The following is a 17,942-nucleotide window of genomic DNA, read 5'->3' on the forward strand; positions in this document are numbered from 1 at the left end:
ATGAAATTTTCGCAAATTGAATTAGAGCAAGCTATTCAATCCATTCCGTACATTCAAAATTTATCTGCTCTTCATTTTTCACAAGAGCAGGTAAGTTTTGACATTACTTTTGATTTTGAAGAATTAGATAAACCTATTGATTTTAATATTATCATTGATCAAGCCTACCCATTAAAAATCAGTGATAGTGAGTCTATTCGCTTTTATCTAAAAGATGATGAGTATAAACAATTTAGCCATGTAATGTTGAACAATGCAATTTGTTTTCATAATCAACATTGCATTACTTTTCACAAAAAATTACAGCAAGATTTCCAGGCAATCAAAAAATGGATTGTTCAATATATTATTCATCAAGAAAAAGATGAGCATTATGAGCATCTAATTACTCCAAATCATAGCTATAATGGAGCATATTTTTCCTTTCAGTTTACTGATGTTGATAAATCATTTTCTCAAAATGAGATTGGCATTGTTACTAATACTTACTTAACAAAATCAAAATATCAAGATAAGGATATGCACAATTATTTAGTGCAATCCTTTACACATAATATTACCAATAAAAATTGCCAATGGTCATCGTTTTACTCAAGCAAGGAAAATAATTTATTAGGAATTTATATCTTTATTGCTGAAAAACCAGCTATTTATGACAGATTTTCATTTTTAAATTGGCAAGAATTTAAATCCATATTGACTCAAGAAATATTAAGTGAGATTTGGAAAATTTCTTTTTCCATTCAACAAGAATTTATACCTATTTTTATTGGGTATTATATAAAAAATAAAAATATTCACTGGCAAGTTACCATGATTGATTTAAAAGACTTATTCTTTAAAAATAAAAATGGTATGTATGAGCTTTGCGACAAGCAAATAAACTGGGTTATTTCAAAAAACTCATCCTATCATTATTTTTTTGGAAGAGGTGCATTTCATCCAAATCTGACTAATAAAAAAGTGCTTATTATTGGATTAGGAGCAATTGGAAGTCAAGTTGCAAGGACACTTGTGCGTGGAGGTTGTACAGATATTACTATTGCCGATTATGATATTAAAGAACCAGAGAACATTTGTCGTTCGGAATATGATTTTATACCACCTTATGCCAATAAAACAGATGAATTAGCAGGTATTTTGTGGCATATCTCTCCTTTTGTTCAATTGAGCTCTATTCGTCATTTTGCAACAGAATGTATCAAATTTGATTTGTCATCAGAATATCTTAATTTTTTATCAGAGCAATTTTCAGAATTTGACTATATATTTGATTGTTCTACTGATGATGATTTAATGTATCTTACAGATAAGTTAGATTTAACCAGTACTATATTTAATTTATCCATAACCAATCATGCAAAAGTATTAGTATGTGGTATTTCACCCAATCATTACCGATTTATTAGGCATCAATTTGATACAATTTTAGAGAATGATGCTTTAGATTTATATAATCCTATTGGTTGTTGGAATCCAACTTTTAAAGCATCTTATAATGATATTGCTATTATGGTTCAGCTATCATTAAGAACAATTAACCTAATGATTCAAGAGAATAATTATCAACATTTTACTATTCAATATGATGATAATCTCAATTTAAATGTTGAGAGGTTTTAATGATTGTTAAAAAATATAAAAACCTTCAATTATGTTTTAAACGTCAACTCGTTGAAAAAATGACAAGAATAACAATTCATCATTATCCAAATGAATATGGTGGATTTCTTTTAGGTTGTTACGCTGATGATTTTACTAGATTGTATATTAAAGATTTTTTATTAGTTGATAAATATACCAGCTCATCTGTGGAATTTAGGCGTGAATTAAATTTAAAAATTCATAATTTTGAAAATATATTCCAAGAAACTGGATTATATTATATAGGTGAATGGCATAGCCATCCGAATGCATCAGCGTGGTATAGTTTGACAGATTTACAAGCAATGAATGATATTGTTTCTTGCGATACAGTTCAACTCTATAATCCAGTGCTGCTTATTTTGAGTATTTCTAGCAATAAATTATTAGATTTTAATTTCTTTATTTTTGATAACGGTAGGTTGGTTGTTTATGAATAATGTTAATTTATCAGCCTTGTTTCGTGGCATGCAAGGGCAAATGCAAAGCCAATTAAGTACTAATCGTGAATTTATTCATCATCCGGGGTCAAAAGGCGATGCCTTAGAAAATGCTTGGATTGAATGGTTGCAAAATTATTTACCGAATCGTTATAGTGTAGATAAGGCAATTGTTATTGATTATCATGGGAATACCAGTGATCAAATCGATGTTGTCATTTACGATAATTGGTTTACGCCATTTATTTTTAATCAAAATGGCTTTAAATACATTCCAGCCGAAGGGGTTTACGCTGTGTTTGAAGTTAAACCTGATATTCAGGGAAATGTAGGTGATATTAATTACGTTCAGTATGCAGGTCAAAAAATTGCCAGTGTCAGAAGATTAGACCGTACATCAACATCCATGATTAATTCTGGACAAAAGCTACCTGCCCGCCCATTGACAAAGATTATTGGTGGGATTTTAACCACCACTAATTCTTTTACGCACAGTAATAATGCTACCATTGAGAGACATATCAAATCTTTAACTGATTTAGAGGGAATTGATTTGGGCTGTATTGTGGACTACGGCAGCTTCTTTGTGCAATATCAAGGGGAAGAAGATATCAATGAGACAGCGGATTTTAGAAAACGAATCTGTGATTATTATCACAATCGAACTTTTCAATCATTAGTATTTAGTCAGCCTGAAAATTCATTAATCACTTTCTTTATGCAATTAACCCGTTATTTGCAACAAGCAATCGGAACAGTGCCTGCTATTGATTTACAAGCATATATGGATACGATCGGTGAAAAAATTGACAATGAAATTTAAACTAAATTTCTTGATTATTATCAGCCTTTTTATTCATAACAAATTGTTTTAAACAAAATCTCTTCAATCCAAATCCACTAACTTTTTAACTTAATGACTATCAACTTTACCGTTTACGCCGCGTCGTACAAACCGCGCACCACCCTGCCGATGGCGGCGATGCCTTTTTCCAGCGTTTCCGCATCCTGTGCGATGCTCATGCGGATGCACTCGCGGGCGTGCGGGTAATCCTGCGTGTCGATGCCGACGAAGAAATGTTCGCCCGGAATAATCAGCGTGTCTTCGGCTTTGAGCATTTCGTACAGGGTTTGCGATGAAACGGGCAGGTTTTCAAACCAGAGCCACAGGAAAATCGCGCCTTCGGGCTTGTGGATTTTCAGCGGATACGCGCCCAGCTCGCGCTTGAGCAGCGAGACGGCGGTTTGCGCCTGATTGCGGTAAAACGGCCGGATGACGTCGTCTGAAAGCTGTTTCAGACGGCCGTCCTGCAACAGGGGCGTTGCGATGGCTGCGCCGAAGCGTGTGGGCGACAGGTTCACAATCGCGTTCAGGCTGCTGACGGCTTTGACGACTTCGGGCGCGGCGACGATGATGCCGGTACGCACGCCCGGCAGGCCGACTTTGGAAAGGCTGAAGCAGAGGATGATGTTTTCGTGCCAATTCAGCGTCACGTCGCTGTAAATGATGTTGGGGAACGGCATTCCGTAGGCGTTGTCGATAATCAGCGGAATGCCGTGTTCTTGCGCCAAAGCGTCCAGTCGCGCCATTTCTCCGTCAGTCAGCACGTTGCCGGTCGGGTTGGTCGGGCGCGAACAGCAAATCGCACCGATTTTGCCCGCTTTGAGTTCGGGCAGGCTTTCCAGCGCGTCAAAGTCCACGCGGTATTTGAAGAAGCCTGCTTCGCCTTCGTGTTCGACAGCTTCGATTTTCGGTTTGACGGAAACGAAGTGCTGCCCTTCGACATGCACGTCGGCATAGCCGATGTATTCGGGCGCGAGCGGCAGCAGGATGGCTTTCTCTACGGAAAGGTCGTCTGAAACCTTGAATTTGCCGCCGAAGAGGTTGAAAAGATAGAAAAACGCGTTCTGCGAACCGTTGGTCAGCGCGATATTGTCGGCAGTCAGGTTCCAGCCGTATTCGCGGTTGAGGAAGGCGGTCAGCGCGTCAATCAGCGCGGCATCGCCTTGGGGGTTGGAGTAGTTGCCGATGTTCTCGACGGCGTGTTCCGCCGCCAGCTTGGAAAATACGTCGGCGAACACGGCGTTGACTTCGGAGATCCGCGCCGGATTACCGCCGCCGAGCATGTTGACGGGCTTGTCGCTTTTGAGCGCGTCGCCGAGGTCGTCCATAAGTTGCAGGATGCCGCTGTGTTGCGTGAATTTTTCGCCGAATACCGAGAACTGCATGATGACTCCGTGTAAATATGATTGGCGGGGATTATATCAGCTTGATATGGTGAGGGGTCGTCTGAAAATGAATGTGGCGGGTTTGACGCACCATTGTCCCAACATCGCAAGAATATGTGACGGCAATTCATCTGCCCTGCCCTCTTAAAAATTCAGACGACCTGATGAATCTCATCAGGTCGTCTGAAAATGTGAACGTCGGAAAAGGGAAAGAGATTTAGCGGATTTTCAGCGTACTCAATCCGATTAACACCAAGACGATGGTAATGATCCAGAAACGGACGACGACTTGGGTTTCCTTCCAGCCTTTTTGTTCGTAGTGATGATGGATGGGCGCCATCAGGAAGATGCGTTTTTTGGTTCTCTTATACCAGCCGACCTGAAGCATAACGGACACGGCTTCAACGACAAATAATCCACCCATAATGACGAGGACGAACTCTTGGCGGACGATGACGGCAACGGTACCGAGTGCCGCACCCAAAGCCAGCGCGCCGACGTCACCCATGAAGACTTGCGCGGGATAGGCGTTGAACCACAAAAATCCGAGACACGCTCCGCACATGGCGGTACAGAAAATCACGACTTCGTTCGCGCCTGCGACATAAGGCAGTTGCAGGTATTGGGCAAATTGGGCATGACCGCTGGCGTAGGCGAAGATGGCGAGGCCGGCGGCAACGAGGACGACGGGGAAGGCAGCAAGTCCGTCAAGACCGTCAGTCAGGTTGACGGCGTTGGAAGTGCCGACGATGGTCAGATAGGTCAGGACGACGAAGCCGAGCACGCCCAGCGGCAAGGCGACTTGTTTGAAGAAGGGGACGATGAGGATGTTGTTGGAGGAGTTTTCAGCAAGGAAGAACAGGGCAAGCGCGGCAATAATGGCGACGCTCGATTGCCACACCATTTTGAATTTGGCGGAAACACCGTTGGGGTCTTTATAGACGACTTTGCGCCAGTCGTCGTAAAACCCGAGCGCGCCCGTGGCGAGCAATACGCCCAAGAGAATCCAAATATACGGGTTTGCCCAGTTGCCCCACAACAGCGTGGATACGGTAATAGCGGTCAGAATCAGCGAACCGCCCATCGTCGGCGTACCGTTTTTGATGAGGTGGGTTTGCGGCCCGTCGGTGCGTACCGCCTGCCCGACTTTCAACTGCGTCAGTTTGCGGATGGTCCACGGACCGAGCAGCAGGGAAAACGCCAAAGCGGTCAAAGCTGCCATGACGGCGCGGAATGTGGTGTATTGAAAGACATTCAGACCGGTCAACCAGTTACTGAAATGTGCAAGCCATAAAAACATGGGGCTTCCTTTTGTTTTTGTTGTTACATTGGGCTTATTGCCCGTTTTAAATTTTGGTTTTGGGGTCGTCTGAAAAAATTTCAGACGACCTTTGTTGATTATCAAGCAGGTTATGACAGTCAGCGCCTGCTGAAGTTCACTCTCTATGCAGGCTTCTAGCGAACCCGTTTCCGTTGTTTAGAGAGATGGAAGCATTATTGAGTGGCAGCGTTCGCGTCTTTCTCAATCACGCAAATCGGATAATTTCGTACCAATCAGCAATAAGGCTTTTCATTTTCAGACGACCTCTTTATCGGTCAATGCCTCGACCACTTCTTCCATCTTCATAAAGCGCGAACCTTTCACCAATACGGTGGCGCGTTCGGGCAAATCGTGGCTCAACACTTGAATCAACGGGTCTTTGGCGGCGAACCACAAACCGTCCGCACCAAACGTTTCCGCCGCTTCGACGCTGTTGTCGCCGACAAAATAAGCCGCTTCGATGCCTTGGTCGCGGGCGTACGCGCCGACTTCGGCGTGCATGGCGGCGGCTTCGTCCTCGCCCAGTTCGCCCATATCGCCCATCACAAAAATGCGCGGCGCAGGCATGCGTGCCAACACGTCAATCGCAGCTTTCATGCTGTCGGGGTTCGCGTTGTAAGTATCGTCAATCAGGGTCGCGCCTTTGATACCTGCTTTGACGTTCAGACGACCTTTGATGTTACTGAAGCCTTTCAAACCTTCCGCCACATCGTCCAAACTCAAACCCGCAGCCAAAGCCAACGCAGTGGCAGCGGCGGCGTTGTGGACATTGTGGCGGCCGGGAACAGGAAGCACCACGGCGGCGCGCTCGTTGCTGCACACCAAATCAAATTCACACGACAAAGGTTTCAGCACGATATTTTCCGCGTGGACATCGCCGCTATCGACACCGAAAGTCCGCTGCTGATGACTTTGGGAGGCCGTCTGAAACACGGCGGCATGTTCGTCTTCGCACGGAATCAAAGCCAATCTGTCTTCGCCCAAGCCTTGATAAATCTCACTTTTCGCCTTGGCAATATCGAGCGTACCGTCAAAACCGCAGCCGACATGGGCGCGCAGGGCGTTGTTGACCAAAGCGGCATCGGGTTTGGCGATTTGCGTCAAAACCGCCAGTTCGCCAAAATGGTTCATGCCCATTTCGATCACGGCATAACGGTGTTTTTCGTTTAATTTCAACAAAGTCAGCGGCAGCCCGATATGGTTGTTGAAGTTGCCCGCCGTCGCCAACACGGCATCATCGCCGAAACGGCGGCGCAATACCGCAGCCAGCATCTCCTTCACCGTCGTCTTGCCGCCCGAACCGGTAATGCCGAACACAAACGGGTTCACATTCCCGCGCCACGCCTTCGCCAACGTTTGCAACGCGGCAAGCGTGTCATCGACTTTCAACGCGCCGTCCATTGCAGCGCAATCTTCGCGCGAAACCACAACCGCCGCCGCACCCGCAGCCAATACGTCTTTAACAAAATCATGCGCGTCAAACCGCTCGCCCGCCAAAGCAAAAAACACATCGCCCGCGCGAATGTCGCGGCTGTCGGTTACGATGCGCGAAACGGGTTTGTTTTCAGACGGCGTCGGAAGGTTGAGGGTTTGGCAGATGAAATTTAGGTCTAATGGTTTCATGGTTTCTTTCGTTTGTTTTTTTCAGACAGTTTTTTAACACTCAGCTACCAATTTTTCCGTACTCCTGATAATCGGAGAAACACAATACGATGGTTTTACCGTTTTTACGGTAAGGGTGGCAGAGGCTGTAATGACCGTCTTCCGCTTCATAGCGCATTTCCTGAGTTTGTCCGGCAAATACTTTTTGCAGGTATTCGCGCTCCTTCAAATTCGGAGAATAGACATAGTCCATTTTCTTGACCATCACTTTCTCACCATTTCGATCCATGACAAAATTATCATTACCTTCTACATTTTGATTGGCAGCAGGTACAGCTTCATTTTGACTGGCGGCAGGTACAGCTTCGCCACCCACGTTAAGGCGGGAATCGGCTGAAAAAGCCAGATAAACCGGTTTGTTGTCGATCTTATCCTGCACGATAATCATGGCAGATTTGAACGACAAATCGTCTTTAGCCATCAAATCAAGGATTTCTGACGATTTTTTAATATACGCCAAGTCGAAACGGTAATCTGTCAAGGCATCTATTTGAGCAGGATTGTCTTTGACGATGCGCTCCGACGATTGGGTTAAGATGTCGCGTTTTTGCCGAATAGTCAGGTAATTGCCGCCGAACAGCAACGCCGCCAAAATAGGAAATACCGCCAACAGCAGATATACGGTTTTCCTGCCGCCACGGACTTCTTCTTCCTGCCCGCGCTCGGCAATACGGGTCAGATTCAACATGATGTTCAACATCAACGTACCGCCCATCACAGCCAAAATCCCCAAAATACTCATCAGGAAAATTTCTGTAATGTGTTCACGGAACACCTTGAGTCCGAAGACTTGGATCAATATCAACGCGAACACCCAGTACACCAGCAGTGTCACTGCTACCATACCGATGATGTTCGTTGCCTTGACCAATTTTTTTGCGTTCATCTCTTCACTCTTTTTTCAGACGACCTATTTGTCCTGATTAATCAATGGATACGGATTAATCGCACCGCTTGGCAGATACACGCCGTAATGCAAATGGGCCGGCGTGGTTTTGGCATTGCCGGTTTTACCGACATAGCCGATGACCTGTCCTTCTTTCACGCGTTCATACAGGCGGACGCTGGCGAATTTGTTGAGGTGGGCATAGTAGTGCCATGCGCCCGGCCCTTGGATGCCGATGACTTTGCCACCCAATCGGTTGCGCCCGATTTTGGTGACGATACCGGGCGTCGTGCTGCGTATTGGTGTGTTTTTCTTAGCGAAAATATCCACACCTTCATGTCTGCGCCCCTGACTGCGCGCTGCGCCCCAAGTGTCGTCAAAACGTTTGCCTTTAACAGGATTGGGCAGACTTTGCGCCATCGGCGGTTCTTTCGTCCTCAGTTCGGCAATTTCGGCGTTCGGACGCGGCAGTTGTTTGGTGGTACAACCCGCAAATAAAATCATGGCTGCACTGATTAAAAGGGGTTTTGTCGGCATTTTCAGCATCAAATCGGTCTCCTCGTTTTTCAGACGACCTTTGAAATTTGAAATCAGGGTCGTCTGAAACAACTGTGATGGGTTTAATGGCTGACGTGCCGTAATGCGTGGGTTGTGTTGCTTTTATTTTGTGGGGGATAAACGTTTTCAGACGACCTTAAGGCTGCCGGGCCGTCTGAAAATTGATTACATTGTTGTCAAATTTATAGTGGAATCGATAAGTCGAATACGAAGTACAGCAAAACCTCTCTACCCTACGGTGACTCCACTCTGTCTGTATACACTCAAAAATTACTCTTCAATATCGACATATCCTAAATCGATCAGTGCCTGCTCTACATTTCCCACTGCCTCATCATCATCTTTGACCATCAGTAGGAAGGCATTTTCAGCATAACCAATGTCTATTAGCCGAAGCCCATGAGGCTTAAGTAATGCATCGTAAGCCTCTAAGACATAGTTACTATCATTGAACATTGCAAACATTTCCATCTCTTCACTCTCAAAAAGATCTTCCAATTCACCTTGATCATCCGGCACGGGAATACCTTCGTGAGCACAAAATTCTGCTAATGTACGTTTGCATACTTCGTCATCAATTCCTGTCGCATCTATTTCAATGCCTAGCTTTTGTATAGGATAAAACTTCCCTAATTTTAAATGCGGTTCTTTCCACTCCATATACTCCATAAATTGATGATCAGCATAATGCCATTCACCTGATTCGTGATACCAACCTAAATGCTTAAATAACCAATGACATACCAAATCCTCATCTTCAGCCGGAGGAGCTTTTGGTAAATCTTCACGGGTTAAGTAAGGGACGGCTGCAAGTAAAGCATTGAATAAAGGAGTATAACGTTGCATATTTTTGCCTATTAAAAGTGAGATGGAGTAATGTGTAATTTCCTATTTGCCAATGGCCTTAAGGAATTATCTGGAAAATATTTTTACCTGAGTTCTGCCAATGCTTTTTCTGCGATTTCAAAATCGGAGAAATGGTACTTCACGCCTTGTACATCCTGATAGTTTTCATGTCCTTTACCGGCAATCAGGATGATGTCGTTTGCCGCGGCGCGTTCGACTGCGTAACGGATGGCGGCGGCACGGTCGGCTTCGACGCATTCGGGCGCGGGCACGGCAGGCAGGATGTCGTTGATGATGTCTCGCGGATTTTCCAAGCGCGGGTTGTCGCTGGTTACGACGACTTTATCCGCCCCCTGTACGGCTGCTGCGCCCATCAGCGGGCGTTTGCCTCGGTCGCGGTTGCCGCCACAACCGAATACGCACCACAAAGCCGCACCCTGCGGTTTGATTTCCTGCAAGGTGGAGAGTGCTTTTTCCAATGCATCGGGCGTGTGGGCGTAATCGACGACAACCAAGGGCTTGCCGCTGTTCATGATGCAGTCCATGCGGCCTGAGGCGGGACGGATTTTTGCCAGCACATCCAATACTTTATTAAGCGGATAGCCGTTGGCGCAAAGCAAGGCGATGCAGGCGGCGAGGTTTTGCGCGTTGAACCGTCCGAGCAGGCGGGTACGGCAGCGGCCTTCGCCCCACGGGGTTTGGAATACGGCTTCCATGCCGTCTGAAGAGGCAGTGAAATGAACAATGCGGATGTCAGCGTGTTCGCTGAAGCCGTAGCCGTAAACGGCCAAATCAGGACAGTCTTTTTTCAGACGACCTGCGAGTTCTGCGCCATATTCGTCATCTACGTTGATGACGGCGTGTTTCAAGCCGTGCCAGTAAAACAGGCGCGACTTGATGGCGCCGTAGGCTTCCATCGTGCCGTGGTAGTCGAGGTGGTCTCGGGTGAGATTGGTAAAGATTGCGCTGCGGAATGGCACGCCGTTGACGCGCGATTGGTCAAGGCCGTGGCTGGAGACTTCCATCGCGGCGGCTGTTGCGCCCTGTTGACGGAAACGGTAGAGCAGGGTTTGGACATCGACGGGGGCGGGGGTGGTATGTGTGGTTTCTTCCAATGTGCCCCAAAAGCCGTTGCCGACCGTGCCGATAATGGCGGTTTTTTCGCCCAATAAATCGGCGGCTTGTGCCAGCCATTGTGTGATGGAGGTTTTGCCGTTGGTACCGGTTACACCCCAGACTTTGAGGTCGTCTGAAACGTTGCCGTAAACTTGCGCCGCCAACATGCCGGCACGGTGTTTCAAATCTTTGATGCCTTGATTGGGGACTTCCCATTCGGGATTCCACGCAAATTTGCCGTCGTCGTCCCAAAAAACGAAAGCCGCGCCGTTGGCAATGGCTGCGGGGATATAACTGCGGCCGTCCGTATATTCGCCCTGACAGGCAACGAAAATATCACCTTGTTTAATTTGACGGCTGTCTGAATGCAACAAACGCCCTGCTGAGTTTGCACACAGCAGAGGCGGAATGTTGGTTTCAGCTAAAGGGGTTAACTTGCTGAACATAAAATAATCTCGTTGATACTCGGATTAAGACGGTGTTTTGACGGCTGCAACATTGGTCAGAGGCTTGGTGGGGGAAACGCCCAAGATATTCAGGCTGCCGCCCATGACTTGTTTGAAGACCGGACCTGCCACTACGCCGCCGTAGTAACCATTGGCAGTCGGTTCGTCAATGGTTACCGCCACAATCACACGGGGATTTTTGGCAGGGGCAAAACCGATGAAAGTTGCGACGTGTTTGTTATCAACGTAACGTCCGTTGACCAACTTACGCGCCGTACCGGTTTTCGCGCCGACGTCGAAACCATCTACCGCACCTGCTGTACCCGTACCGCCAGGCTCGGTTACAGAAACCATCAAATCACGAACTTCACGCGCGGTCGAAGCTTTAATGACGCGTTTGCCTTTTGGCGCAACCGCCTGTTTCTCAAAGCTGACCGGCAACAATTCGCCGTCGTGTGTCAACATGGTATAAGCACGCGCCAATTGCAGCAGGCTCAATTGCAAGCCGTAACCGAAAGACATGGTTGCCTGTTCAATCGGCTGCCATCTGCGCCAGCTTCTCAAAAGACCGGCCGTCTCACCTGGGAAACCGGAGTGCATCCGCACGCCCACACCCAAATCATGATAAAAATCATACATTTCTTTAGGTGTGAATTTTGCAGACAGTTTGCTGGTACCGACGTTGGAAGATTTTTGCATAATGCCGCGCACATCCAAAGTAGGATACACATGGGTATCGCGCACGGTAGCGGGACCGATTTTATAAGGCATGGTGTTAAAACGATCAGCCACACCGACTTTGCCGGAATCCAATGCTTTGGCAATCGTAAACGGCTTCATGGCAGAACCCGGCTCAATCATATCGGTAACGGCTCGATTGCGGCGCTGTTCGCTATCGGCGCTGCCTGGTTGGTTGGGATCATAGGCAGGGCTGTTAACTAAAGCCAAGATTTCGCCGGTTTGCGCATCCAATACTACCACCGTACCTGCTTTGGCTTTGTGATAAGCCACTGCTTTATTCAGCTCATCATAGGCAAGTGTTTGAATACGTTGATCCAAAGACAAAACCATGTCCTGCCCGTTTTTCGGATCGCTGTTGCGCGGAGAATCCAAACTATCGACGATATTGCCTTTATTGTCGCGCAAAACCACTTTCGCACCGTCCGCACCATGCAGACTGTCTTCTCGCGACAATTCCAAGCCTTCCTGTCCTTTGCCGTCGATATTGGTGAAACCGATAACGTGTGCGAACAGGTTGCCCATCGGATAATGGCGTTTCAGCTCTTTTTGGAATGCCAAGCCTTTAATGCCCAAAGCTTTAATTTCTTCCGCTTTTTCTTGGCTGAGTTGACGCTTCAGATAAATAAAATCTTTATCTTTTTTCGCCAATTTTTCCTGCAATGCCTCAACAGGCAGCTCAACAATAGCCGCCAACTTAGCCATCTGTTCGGCAGTCGGCATTTCTTCCATACCGGAAGGCATGGCATACAAAGATTCAGTCGGTGCACTCAACGCCAAAGTCGCGCCGTTACGGTCCGTAATCATGCCGCGCGACGCAGGTAAAGTCAGGGTACGGACAAAACGCTGATCGCCCTGATTTTTCAAAAATTCATGCTGCGTGGTTTGCAAATAGATGCCGCGAGCCAGCAGTCCGACAAACGCAGCCGCAATCAGCCACAACACCAAAGAAATCCGCCCATCACTGGTGATGGGTTTTTTAGCTTTGGCTGCCTTGGGCAGCATGCTCGGTTTATATTCGTTTTTAATCAACATCTTAACATCTCAATTCATAATCACCCGAACCGTGTCTTTATCTAACGGTACCAATTTGCAGTACCGGATAAGCCGGCTATATTATTTTTTTCGTTCCACCATCACGGTATTATCCGCGCCGGGCGGTTTGAGGCGTTGCTTCTCAGCCGCCACCTTAATCAGCTTGTGGTTCGCCAGCCGCGCCTGATCCAATTTCAAGCGTGCATAGTCCTGATCAAGCTTGATTTCCTGCTTTTGCGCTTTATCCAAAGCGATGAAGTGCAAACGCGATTGGTCTTGCACAGTGACCACCGCAAAAGCAGATACCGATACCAAGACCAACAAAAGGATATTTAATTTATTCATTATTTTCAGACGACCTCAATCTGTTTGTTCCGAGGACACCTGCCCCACATAATGCTTATTCTGTAATCTCACCGCCCGTCCGCTCTGCCACGCGTAAAACTGCGCTGCGCGCCCGCGGATTGGAGACGGTTTCCTCAACACCCGGCTTTATCGCCTTTCCCACCGCCTTTAACGGCGGCAGAGGCAAATCCGCTTCTTTTACTGCCGCCCAACGCGGTAAAGGAGGATGTTGCGAATACTTTTTGACAAACTGTTTTACGAGGCGGTCTTCAAGCGAATGGAACGCGATAACCGCCAAACGCCCGCCTTGTTTCAGACGACCCATCACTTGCGGCAGAACCGCCTCTACCTCTTCGAGCTCGCGGTTAATAAAGATGCGAACTGCCTGGAAGGTGCGCGTCGCAGGGTCTTGCCCCCGCTCACGAGTACGGACGTTTTGCGCCACGAGCTGCGCCAGCTTGCGGGTTGTATCGATCGGACTTTCTGTCCGTTGCGCAACAATGGCGCGCGCAATCTGGCGACTAAACCGCTCTTCACCATAATTCTTGATAACCTCGTGCAAATCCTGTTCTGATGCTGTTGCAATCCATTCTGCAGCGGACATTCCCCGCGTCGGATCCATGCGCATATCCAAAGGTGCATCAAAACGGAAACTGAAACCCCGTGCGCCGTCATCTATCTGCGGGGACGAAATCCCCAAATCAAACAACGCACCATCTATTTCTTCAATACCCAGCTTATCCAGGGTCGTCTGAAAACTGGAAAACCCGTCATGGACTACCGTAACGCGCCCATCCTGCTCGGCCAGCTTTTGCGCCGCCTCAATCGCTTGCGGGTCTTTATCGAACACAATCAGACGACCTTGACTGCCCAGACGGGACAAAATCAATCGGGAGTGCCCTCCCCTGCCAAACGTCCCATCCACATAAATACCGTCTTCACGAACCGCCAGAGCATCAACCGCCTCATTTAACAAAACGGTGATATGTTGATATTCAGCATTACTCACAATTGCAAATCCGTCTGACTTAATTGGAATGCCAACTCTTCAGGATCATCATCCAAAGCCTGAGTCATTTCAGCTTCCCATTGATCACGGCCCCACAATTCCAAACGGTTGGCGCGACCGACCAAGGTAACGTCTTTTTCAAAATCCACCCGTTTGCGCAGATTGGCAGGAATCAGTACGCGGCCGGCGCTGTCCCATTCCAGCGTATCCGCATTGTGCAGCAGCAGATTTTGATAACGCTGCAACATCGGATTTCCTGCCGTTTTCAGGTGCAAAAGCTGCTCGGCAACCTTTGCCCATTCAGCCTCCGGATACATCAGCAATTTTTGACGGGAATCCAAAGTAACCACAATCGACGGCGTATAATGGCGCAGCAAAATATCGCGGAACTTGGCAGGAATTGCCAACCGCCCTTTGCTGTCAATACTCAATTCGTGAGCGCCACCAAACACAATTTCGTCCTAATCGGTTTAAATCGGAATTTTTTGGGCAATGCAGACACTTTTACCCACATCGCCCCACTAGCCCACACTATAAAAAATTTTAACGCCTCGGTCAAATCGCCTTACTCTAAAATCCCAGTACATATGCAACAACAAAATCATTAAAAAACAGTATTTTAACCAAACAAGCAAACAAGCCGAACCACCCATTTTACCCGATTTGGTTTTTAAAAACACAATATGTAGTATTAAAAATATTATTTAGACACAACATATGGTATAAAAAAATGAAAAAACGCCCCTTTTCCGTTCACGTTATAATAGACAAATAAATTCATAAATTTTACATTATCTAACAATTATGAAGGCACACCTCCCCCTCCCCTCCCCTGCCGCGCAAGCCTCAAGTTCCAAACTATTCGAAATCATCAAACAGGAAATAAAAGCCCAAAATAACTGGATTCCTTTCTCACGATTTATGGAGCTTGCACTCTACACACCCGAATACGGCTACTACACCGGAGGCAGCCACAAAATCGGCACAGACGGCGATTTCATCACCGCCCCCACCCTCACCCCATTATTCGGACAAACCCTCGCCCGACAACTTGCCGAACTACTCCCGCAAACCGCCGGCAACATCTACGAATTCGGCGCAGGTACAGGACATCTCGCCGCCACCCTATTGAAAAGCCTTTCAGACGACCTCAAGCATTACTACATCATCGAACTCTCTCCCGAGCTTGCCGAACGCCAACGTCAATTCATCGCCGAACACACCCCCCCGCAACTGGCACAAAAAGTCATACACCTGACCGAACTGCCCGAATCCTTCGACGGCATCATCATCGGCAATGAAGTCCTAGATGCTATGCCCATTGAAATCATCCGCCGCACCCAAAACACCTTTCAACACATCGGCGTCTCCATCAACCCCGACGGACAGCTTGAACAAAGCCCGCAATCTTTGAAACAACCCGACCTCCTGCGTTTAGCCGCCACCTATTTTCCCGAAACCGAACACCCCTACACCAGCGAGCTACACCCCGCCCAATACGCCTTTATTCTCACCCTTGCGCAGAAAATCAGGCGTGGCGGCATGATATTTATCGACTACGGTTTTGACGCCGCCCAGTATTACCACCCGCAACGCGACGAAGGCACGCTCATCGCCCACTACCGCCACCACACCGTTCACGACCCGTTTTTCCATATCGGTCTGACCGATCTGACCGCACACGTCAACTTTACCGACATTGCCCAAGCAGGCACCGACGGCGGACTAGACCTCATCGGCTACCTGCCCCAATCTCATTTCCTATTCAACCTAGGCATTACCGACCTGTTGGCACAAACCGCCCCACCAGGTACGGCAGACTACCTCCGTGTCAGCACCGCCGTACAAAAACTGACCGACCAACACGAAATGGGCGAACTCTTCAAAGTCATCGCCTTTGGCAAAAACATCGACATCGACTGGACAGGTTTCCGCTTCGGTGACATCTGCCACAAACTTTGAAATCTCCCACCTCAAACCATCCTCCGAACACATAGGTCGTCTGAAACACCGTTTCAGACGACCTCATCCATGTTTTATTCCATTAAAAAACAAAAACAAAACATAAAGTACAAAATAAAACTTGCCAAAAACTCAAAACAACATATAATAGCGACTTCACGAAACGGCGAATTAGCTCAGTCGGTTAGAGCAGAGGAATCATAATCCTTGTGTCCGGGGTTCGAGTCCCTGATTCGCCACCAAATTTCGGGGGTATAGCTCAGTTGGTAGAGCGCTTGCATGGCATGCAAGAGGTCAGCGGTTCGATCCCGCTTACCTCCACCAGATAAAAAAGACCTTGTTTAAAACAAGGTCTTTTTTATATTTATTGGCTCTATCATGGATTGAGACCTTTGCAAAAAAGCCTTTCCCCCAACAGCCGAAACCCAAACACAGGTTTTCGGCTGTTTTCGCCCCTAATTGCTCCTGATTTTACCCAAATGCCCCCTTAATCCTCCCCGGATACCCGATAATCAGGCATCCGGGCCGCCTTTTAGGCAGCAACAGGCACACTTAGCCTGTTAGCCGCTTTCAACAGGTTTAAACACATCGCCTTCAGATGGCTTTGCGCACTCACTTTGAGCAGACCAAAATAGGCTGCCCGGGCGTAGCGGAATTTACGGTGCAGCGTACCGAAGCTCTGTTTGACCACATAACGGGTCTTCGACAAATACCGGTTACGTTTGGTTTGCGCTTCCGTCAGCGGACGGTTGCGGTGGGCTTTGCGCATAATGCCGTCTAACAACTGATGCTCTTTCAGATGTTGCCGGTTTTCCTTACTGTCGTAGCCTTTGTCGGCATAGACGGTCGTGCCTTCGGCAATACCTTCCAACAAAGGGGACAGATGGTTGCACTCATGGACATTGGCGGGGGTGATGTGCAGTTTCTCGATATAGCCTTCCTCATCGGTACGGGTATGTTGTTTGTAACCGAGTTTGTAGAGGCCGTTTTTCTTTGTCCAGCGGGCATCTTTGTCTTTACTCGGTGTGGTTTGGCCGCTGACTTGTCCTTCTTCATCGACTTCTATGGCCTGACGCTGTTTGCTGCCGGCGGTCTGAATAATGGTGGCGTCAACGACGGCGGCGGATGCTTTCTCTACTTTTAGGTTTTTTTTCGGCCAGTTGGCAGTTAATCAGTTTGAGCAATTCGGACAGGGTGTTGTCTTGCGCCAGCCAGTTGCGGTAGCGGCATAAGGTGCTGTAATCGGGGATGTTCAGTTCGTCAAAACGGCAAAACAGGTTGAAGTCGATACGGGTGATGAGGCTGTGTTCGAGTTCGGGATCGGAGAGGCTGTGCCATTGTCCGAGCAGGACGGCTTTGAACATGGACAACAGGGGATAGGCGGGACGGCCGCGGTGGTCTCGGAGGTAACGGGTTCTTTGACGGTTCAGATACTGTTCGATCGGTTGCCAATCAATCACCTGATCCAACTTCAATAGTGGGAAGCGGTTGATGTGTTTGGCAATCATGGCTTGTGCGGTTTGCTGGAAGAAGGTGCTCATGGAAAATCCCCTAAATGTCTTGATGGGAATTTAGGGGATTTAGGGGAATTTTGCAAAGGTCTCGGATTAACAGCAGGACCTACATTCCCAGCAATCAATTTTCTAAGTACCAAATACAAAAAACAGATTGGCCTCACACCCCCTCTCTGTTCACAACGTCATCA

15 protein-coding genes, 2 tRNA genes and 1 pseudogene are annotated in these 17,942 nt (G+C 47.5%); 6 read left to right on the forward strand and 12 right to left on the reverse strand.

The genetic code is table 11. The features are described from left to right. The 3 genes from MON40_RS11705 to MON40_RS11715 are packed head-to-tail and all read left to right on the forward strand — an operon-like array spanning position 1 to position 2,907. Positions 1 to 1,623, forward strand: coding sequence for a ThiF family adenylyltransferase (locus MON40_RS11705; RefSeq protein WP_242925916.1), 1,623 nt, complete (start codon positions 1 to 3; stop codon positions 1,621 to 1,623). Further along, positions 1,623 to 2,084 carry a M67 family metallopeptidase gene (locus MON40_RS11710; protein ID WP_242925917.1) on the forward strand — a complete coding sequence of 154 codons (462 nt, stop codon included), beginning with the start codon at positions 1,623 to 1,625 and terminating at the stop codon, positions 2,082 to 2,084. Before MON40_RS11705 ends, MON40_RS11710 begins: the two co-directional genes overlap by 1 nt. Continuing rightward, on the forward strand, positions 2,077 to 2,907 hold the full coding sequence (locus MON40_RS11715; RefSeq protein ID WP_003776236.1) for a DUF6602 domain-containing protein: 831 nt from the start codon (positions 2,077 to 2,079) through the stop codon (positions 2,905 to 2,907). The genes MON40_RS11710 and MON40_RS11715 overlap by 8 nt, the downstream gene beginning before the upstream one ends. Before the next feature lie 113 nt (positions 2,908 to 3,020). On the opposite strand, the gene MON40_RS11720 is transcribed toward MON40_RS11715, so the two are convergent. The 11 genes from MON40_RS11720 to mraZ all read right to left on the reverse strand — a co-directional run bounded on the left by MON40_RS11720 (position 3,021) and on the right by mraZ (position 14,727). Beyond that, positions 3,021 to 4,313 (reverse strand): valine--pyruvate transaminase, encoded by a 1,293-nt coding sequence (locus MON40_RS11720; RefSeq protein ID WP_003776235.1) that lies wholly within the window; start codon positions 4,311 to 4,313, stop codon positions 3,021 to 3,023. A gap of 217 nt (positions 4,314 to 4,530) precedes the next feature. Further along, positions 4,531 to 5,613, reverse strand: a complete 1,083-nt coding sequence (gene mraY / locus MON40_RS11725) for a phospho-N-acetylmuramoyl-pentapeptide-transferase (protein WP_039862712.1) — start codon at positions 5,611 to 5,613, stop codon at positions 4,531 to 4,533. Between the two features lie 276 nt (positions 5,614 to 5,889). Continuing rightward, a complete protein-coding gene (locus tag MON40_RS11730) occupies positions 5,890 to 7,257 on the reverse strand; it encodes a UDP-N-acetylmuramoyl-tripeptide--D-alanyl-D-alanine ligase (RefSeq protein WP_003776230.1) in 1,368 nt (455 codons plus the stop codon). A 40-nt stretch (positions 7,258 to 7,297) separates the two neighbouring features. Continuing rightward, the gene (locus MON40_RS11735; protein ID WP_003776229.1) at positions 7,298 to 8,182 is read right to left on the reverse strand and encodes a hypothetical protein; all 885 of its coding nucleotides are present in this window, start codon (positions 8,180 to 8,182) and stop codon (positions 7,298 to 7,300) included. A gap of 24 nt (positions 8,183 to 8,206) precedes the next feature. Then, a complete protein-coding gene (locus MON40_RS11740) occupies positions 8,207 to 8,728 on the reverse strand; it encodes a M23 family metallopeptidase (RefSeq protein WP_039862711.1) in 522 nt (173 codons plus the stop codon). A 282-nt stretch (positions 8,729 to 9,010) separates the two neighbouring features. Beyond that, the gene (locus MON40_RS11745) at positions 9,011 to 9,586 is read right to left on the reverse strand and encodes a hypothetical protein (protein WP_003776226.1); all 576 of its coding nucleotides are present in this window, start codon (positions 9,584 to 9,586) and stop codon (positions 9,011 to 9,013) included. An 83-nt stretch (positions 9,587 to 9,669) separates the two neighbouring features. Then, on the reverse strand, positions 9,670 to 11,148 hold the full coding sequence (locus MON40_RS11750) for a UDP-N-acetylmuramoyl-L-alanyl-D-glutamate--2,6-diaminopimelate ligase (protein ID WP_003776224.1): 1,479 nt from the start codon (positions 11,146 to 11,148) through the stop codon (positions 9,670 to 9,672). A gap of 24 nt (positions 11,149 to 11,172) precedes the next feature. Further along, complete coding sequence (penA, locus tag MON40_RS11755; protein WP_003776222.1) at positions 11,173 to 12,921, reverse strand: peptidoglycan D,D-transpeptidase PBP2; 1,749 nt, start codon at positions 12,919 to 12,921, stop codon at positions 11,173 to 11,175. 81 nt (positions 12,922 to 13,002) lie between these two features. Further along, positions 13,003 to 13,266, reverse strand: coding sequence for a cell division protein FtsL (ftsL, locus tag MON40_RS11760; protein WP_003761340.1), 264 nt, complete (start codon positions 13,264 to 13,266; stop codon positions 13,003 to 13,005). A 55-nt stretch (positions 13,267 to 13,321) separates the two neighbouring features. Continuing rightward, positions 13,322 to 14,275: a 16S rRNA (cytosine(1402)-N(4))-methyltransferase RsmH gene (rsmH, locus tag MON40_RS11765; RefSeq protein WP_003776220.1), complete on the reverse strand. Its 954-nt coding sequence runs from the start codon at positions 14,273 to 14,275 to the stop codon at positions 13,322 to 13,324. Beyond that, entirely contained in the window at positions 14,272 to 14,727 is a 456-nt protein-coding gene (mraZ, locus tag MON40_RS11770; RefSeq protein ID WP_003761336.1) for a division/cell wall cluster transcriptional repressor MraZ, read from the reverse strand. Before mraZ ends, rsmH begins: the two co-directional genes overlap by 4 nt. Before the next feature lie 352 nt (positions 14,728 to 15,079). Between mraZ and MON40_RS11775 the strand changes: the two genes are divergently transcribed. From MON40_RS11775 to MON40_RS11785, 3 genes are all read left to right on the forward strand, one after another. Continuing rightward, positions 15,080 to 16,237 carry a class I SAM-dependent methyltransferase gene (locus MON40_RS11775; RefSeq protein ID WP_003776218.1) on the forward strand — a complete coding sequence of 386 codons (1,158 nt, stop codon included), beginning with the start codon at positions 15,080 to 15,082 and terminating at the stop codon, positions 16,235 to 16,237. A gap of 165 nt (positions 16,238 to 16,402) precedes the next feature. Then, positions 16,403 to 16,479, forward strand: a tRNA-Met gene (locus tag MON40_RS11780). A 6-nt stretch (positions 16,480 to 16,485) separates the two neighbouring features. Continuing rightward, a tRNA-Ala gene (locus tag MON40_RS11785) sits at positions 16,486 to 16,561 on the forward strand. 208 nt (positions 16,562 to 16,769) lie between these two features. On the opposite strand, the pseudogene MON40_RS11790 reads toward MON40_RS11785, so the two are convergent. Then, a pseudogene (locus MON40_RS11790) lies at positions 16,770 to 17,778 on the reverse strand (IS5 family transposase). Positions 17,779 to 17,942: the final 164 nt, after the last annotated feature.

It is taken from the genome of Neisseria macacae ATCC 33926, from assembly GCF_022749495.1.
In the GTDB taxonomy this organism is placed as follows: Bacteria; Pseudomonadota; Gammaproteobacteria; order Burkholderiales; family Neisseriaceae; genus Neisseria; species Neisseria macacae.

Bases quoted from the DNA above. Each gene is read 5' to 3' on its own strand.
- MON40_RS11710 (WP_242925917.1), top strand. From the start codon at position 1,623: ATGATTGTTAAAAAATATAAAAACCTTCAATTATGTTTTAAACGTCAA.
- ftsL (WP_003761340.1), bottom strand. From the start codon at position 13,266: ATGAATAAATTAAATATCCTTTTGTTGGTCTTGGTATCGGTATCTGCT.
- penA (WP_003776222.1), bottom strand. From the start codon at position 12,921: ATGTTGATTAAAAACGAATATAAACCGAGCATGCTGCCCAAGGCAGCC.
- MON40_RS11740 (WP_039862711.1), bottom strand. From the start codon at position 8,728: ATGCTGAAAATGCCGACAAAACCCCTTTTAATCAGTGCAGCCATGATT.
- mraY (WP_039862712.1), bottom strand. From the start codon at position 5,613: ATGTTTTTATGGCTTGCACATTTCAGTAACTGGTTGACCGGTCTGAAT.
- MON40_RS11730 (WP_003776230.1), bottom strand. From the start codon at position 7,257: ATGAAACCATTAGACCTAAATTTCATCTGCCAAACCCTCAACCTTCCG.
- MON40_RS11715 (WP_003776236.1), top strand. From the start codon at position 2,077: ATGAATAATGTTAATTTATCAGCCTTGTTTCGTGGCATGCAAGGGCAA.
- MON40_RS11720 (WP_003776235.1), bottom strand. From the start codon at position 4,313: ATGCAGTTCTCGGTATTCGGCGAAAAATTCACGCAACACAGCGGCATC.
- MON40_RS11735 (WP_003776229.1), bottom strand. From the start codon at position 8,182: ATGAACGCAAAAAAATTGGTCAAGGCAACGAACATCATCGGTATGGTA.
- MON40_RS11750 (WP_003776224.1), bottom strand. From the start codon at position 11,148: ATGTTCAGCAAGTTAACCCCTTTAGCTGAAACCAACATTCCGCCTCTG.
- MON40_RS11775 (WP_003776218.1), top strand. From the start codon at position 15,080: ATGAAGGCACACCTCCCCCTCCCCTCCCCTGCCGCGCAAGCCTCAAGT.
- MON40_RS11745 (WP_003776226.1), bottom strand. From the start codon at position 9,586: ATGCAACGTTATACTCCTTTATTCAATGCTTTACTTGCAGCCGTCCCT.
- MON40_RS11705 (WP_242925916.1), top strand. From the start codon at position 1: ATGAAATTTTCGCAAATTGAATTAGAGCAAGCTATTCAATCCATTCCG.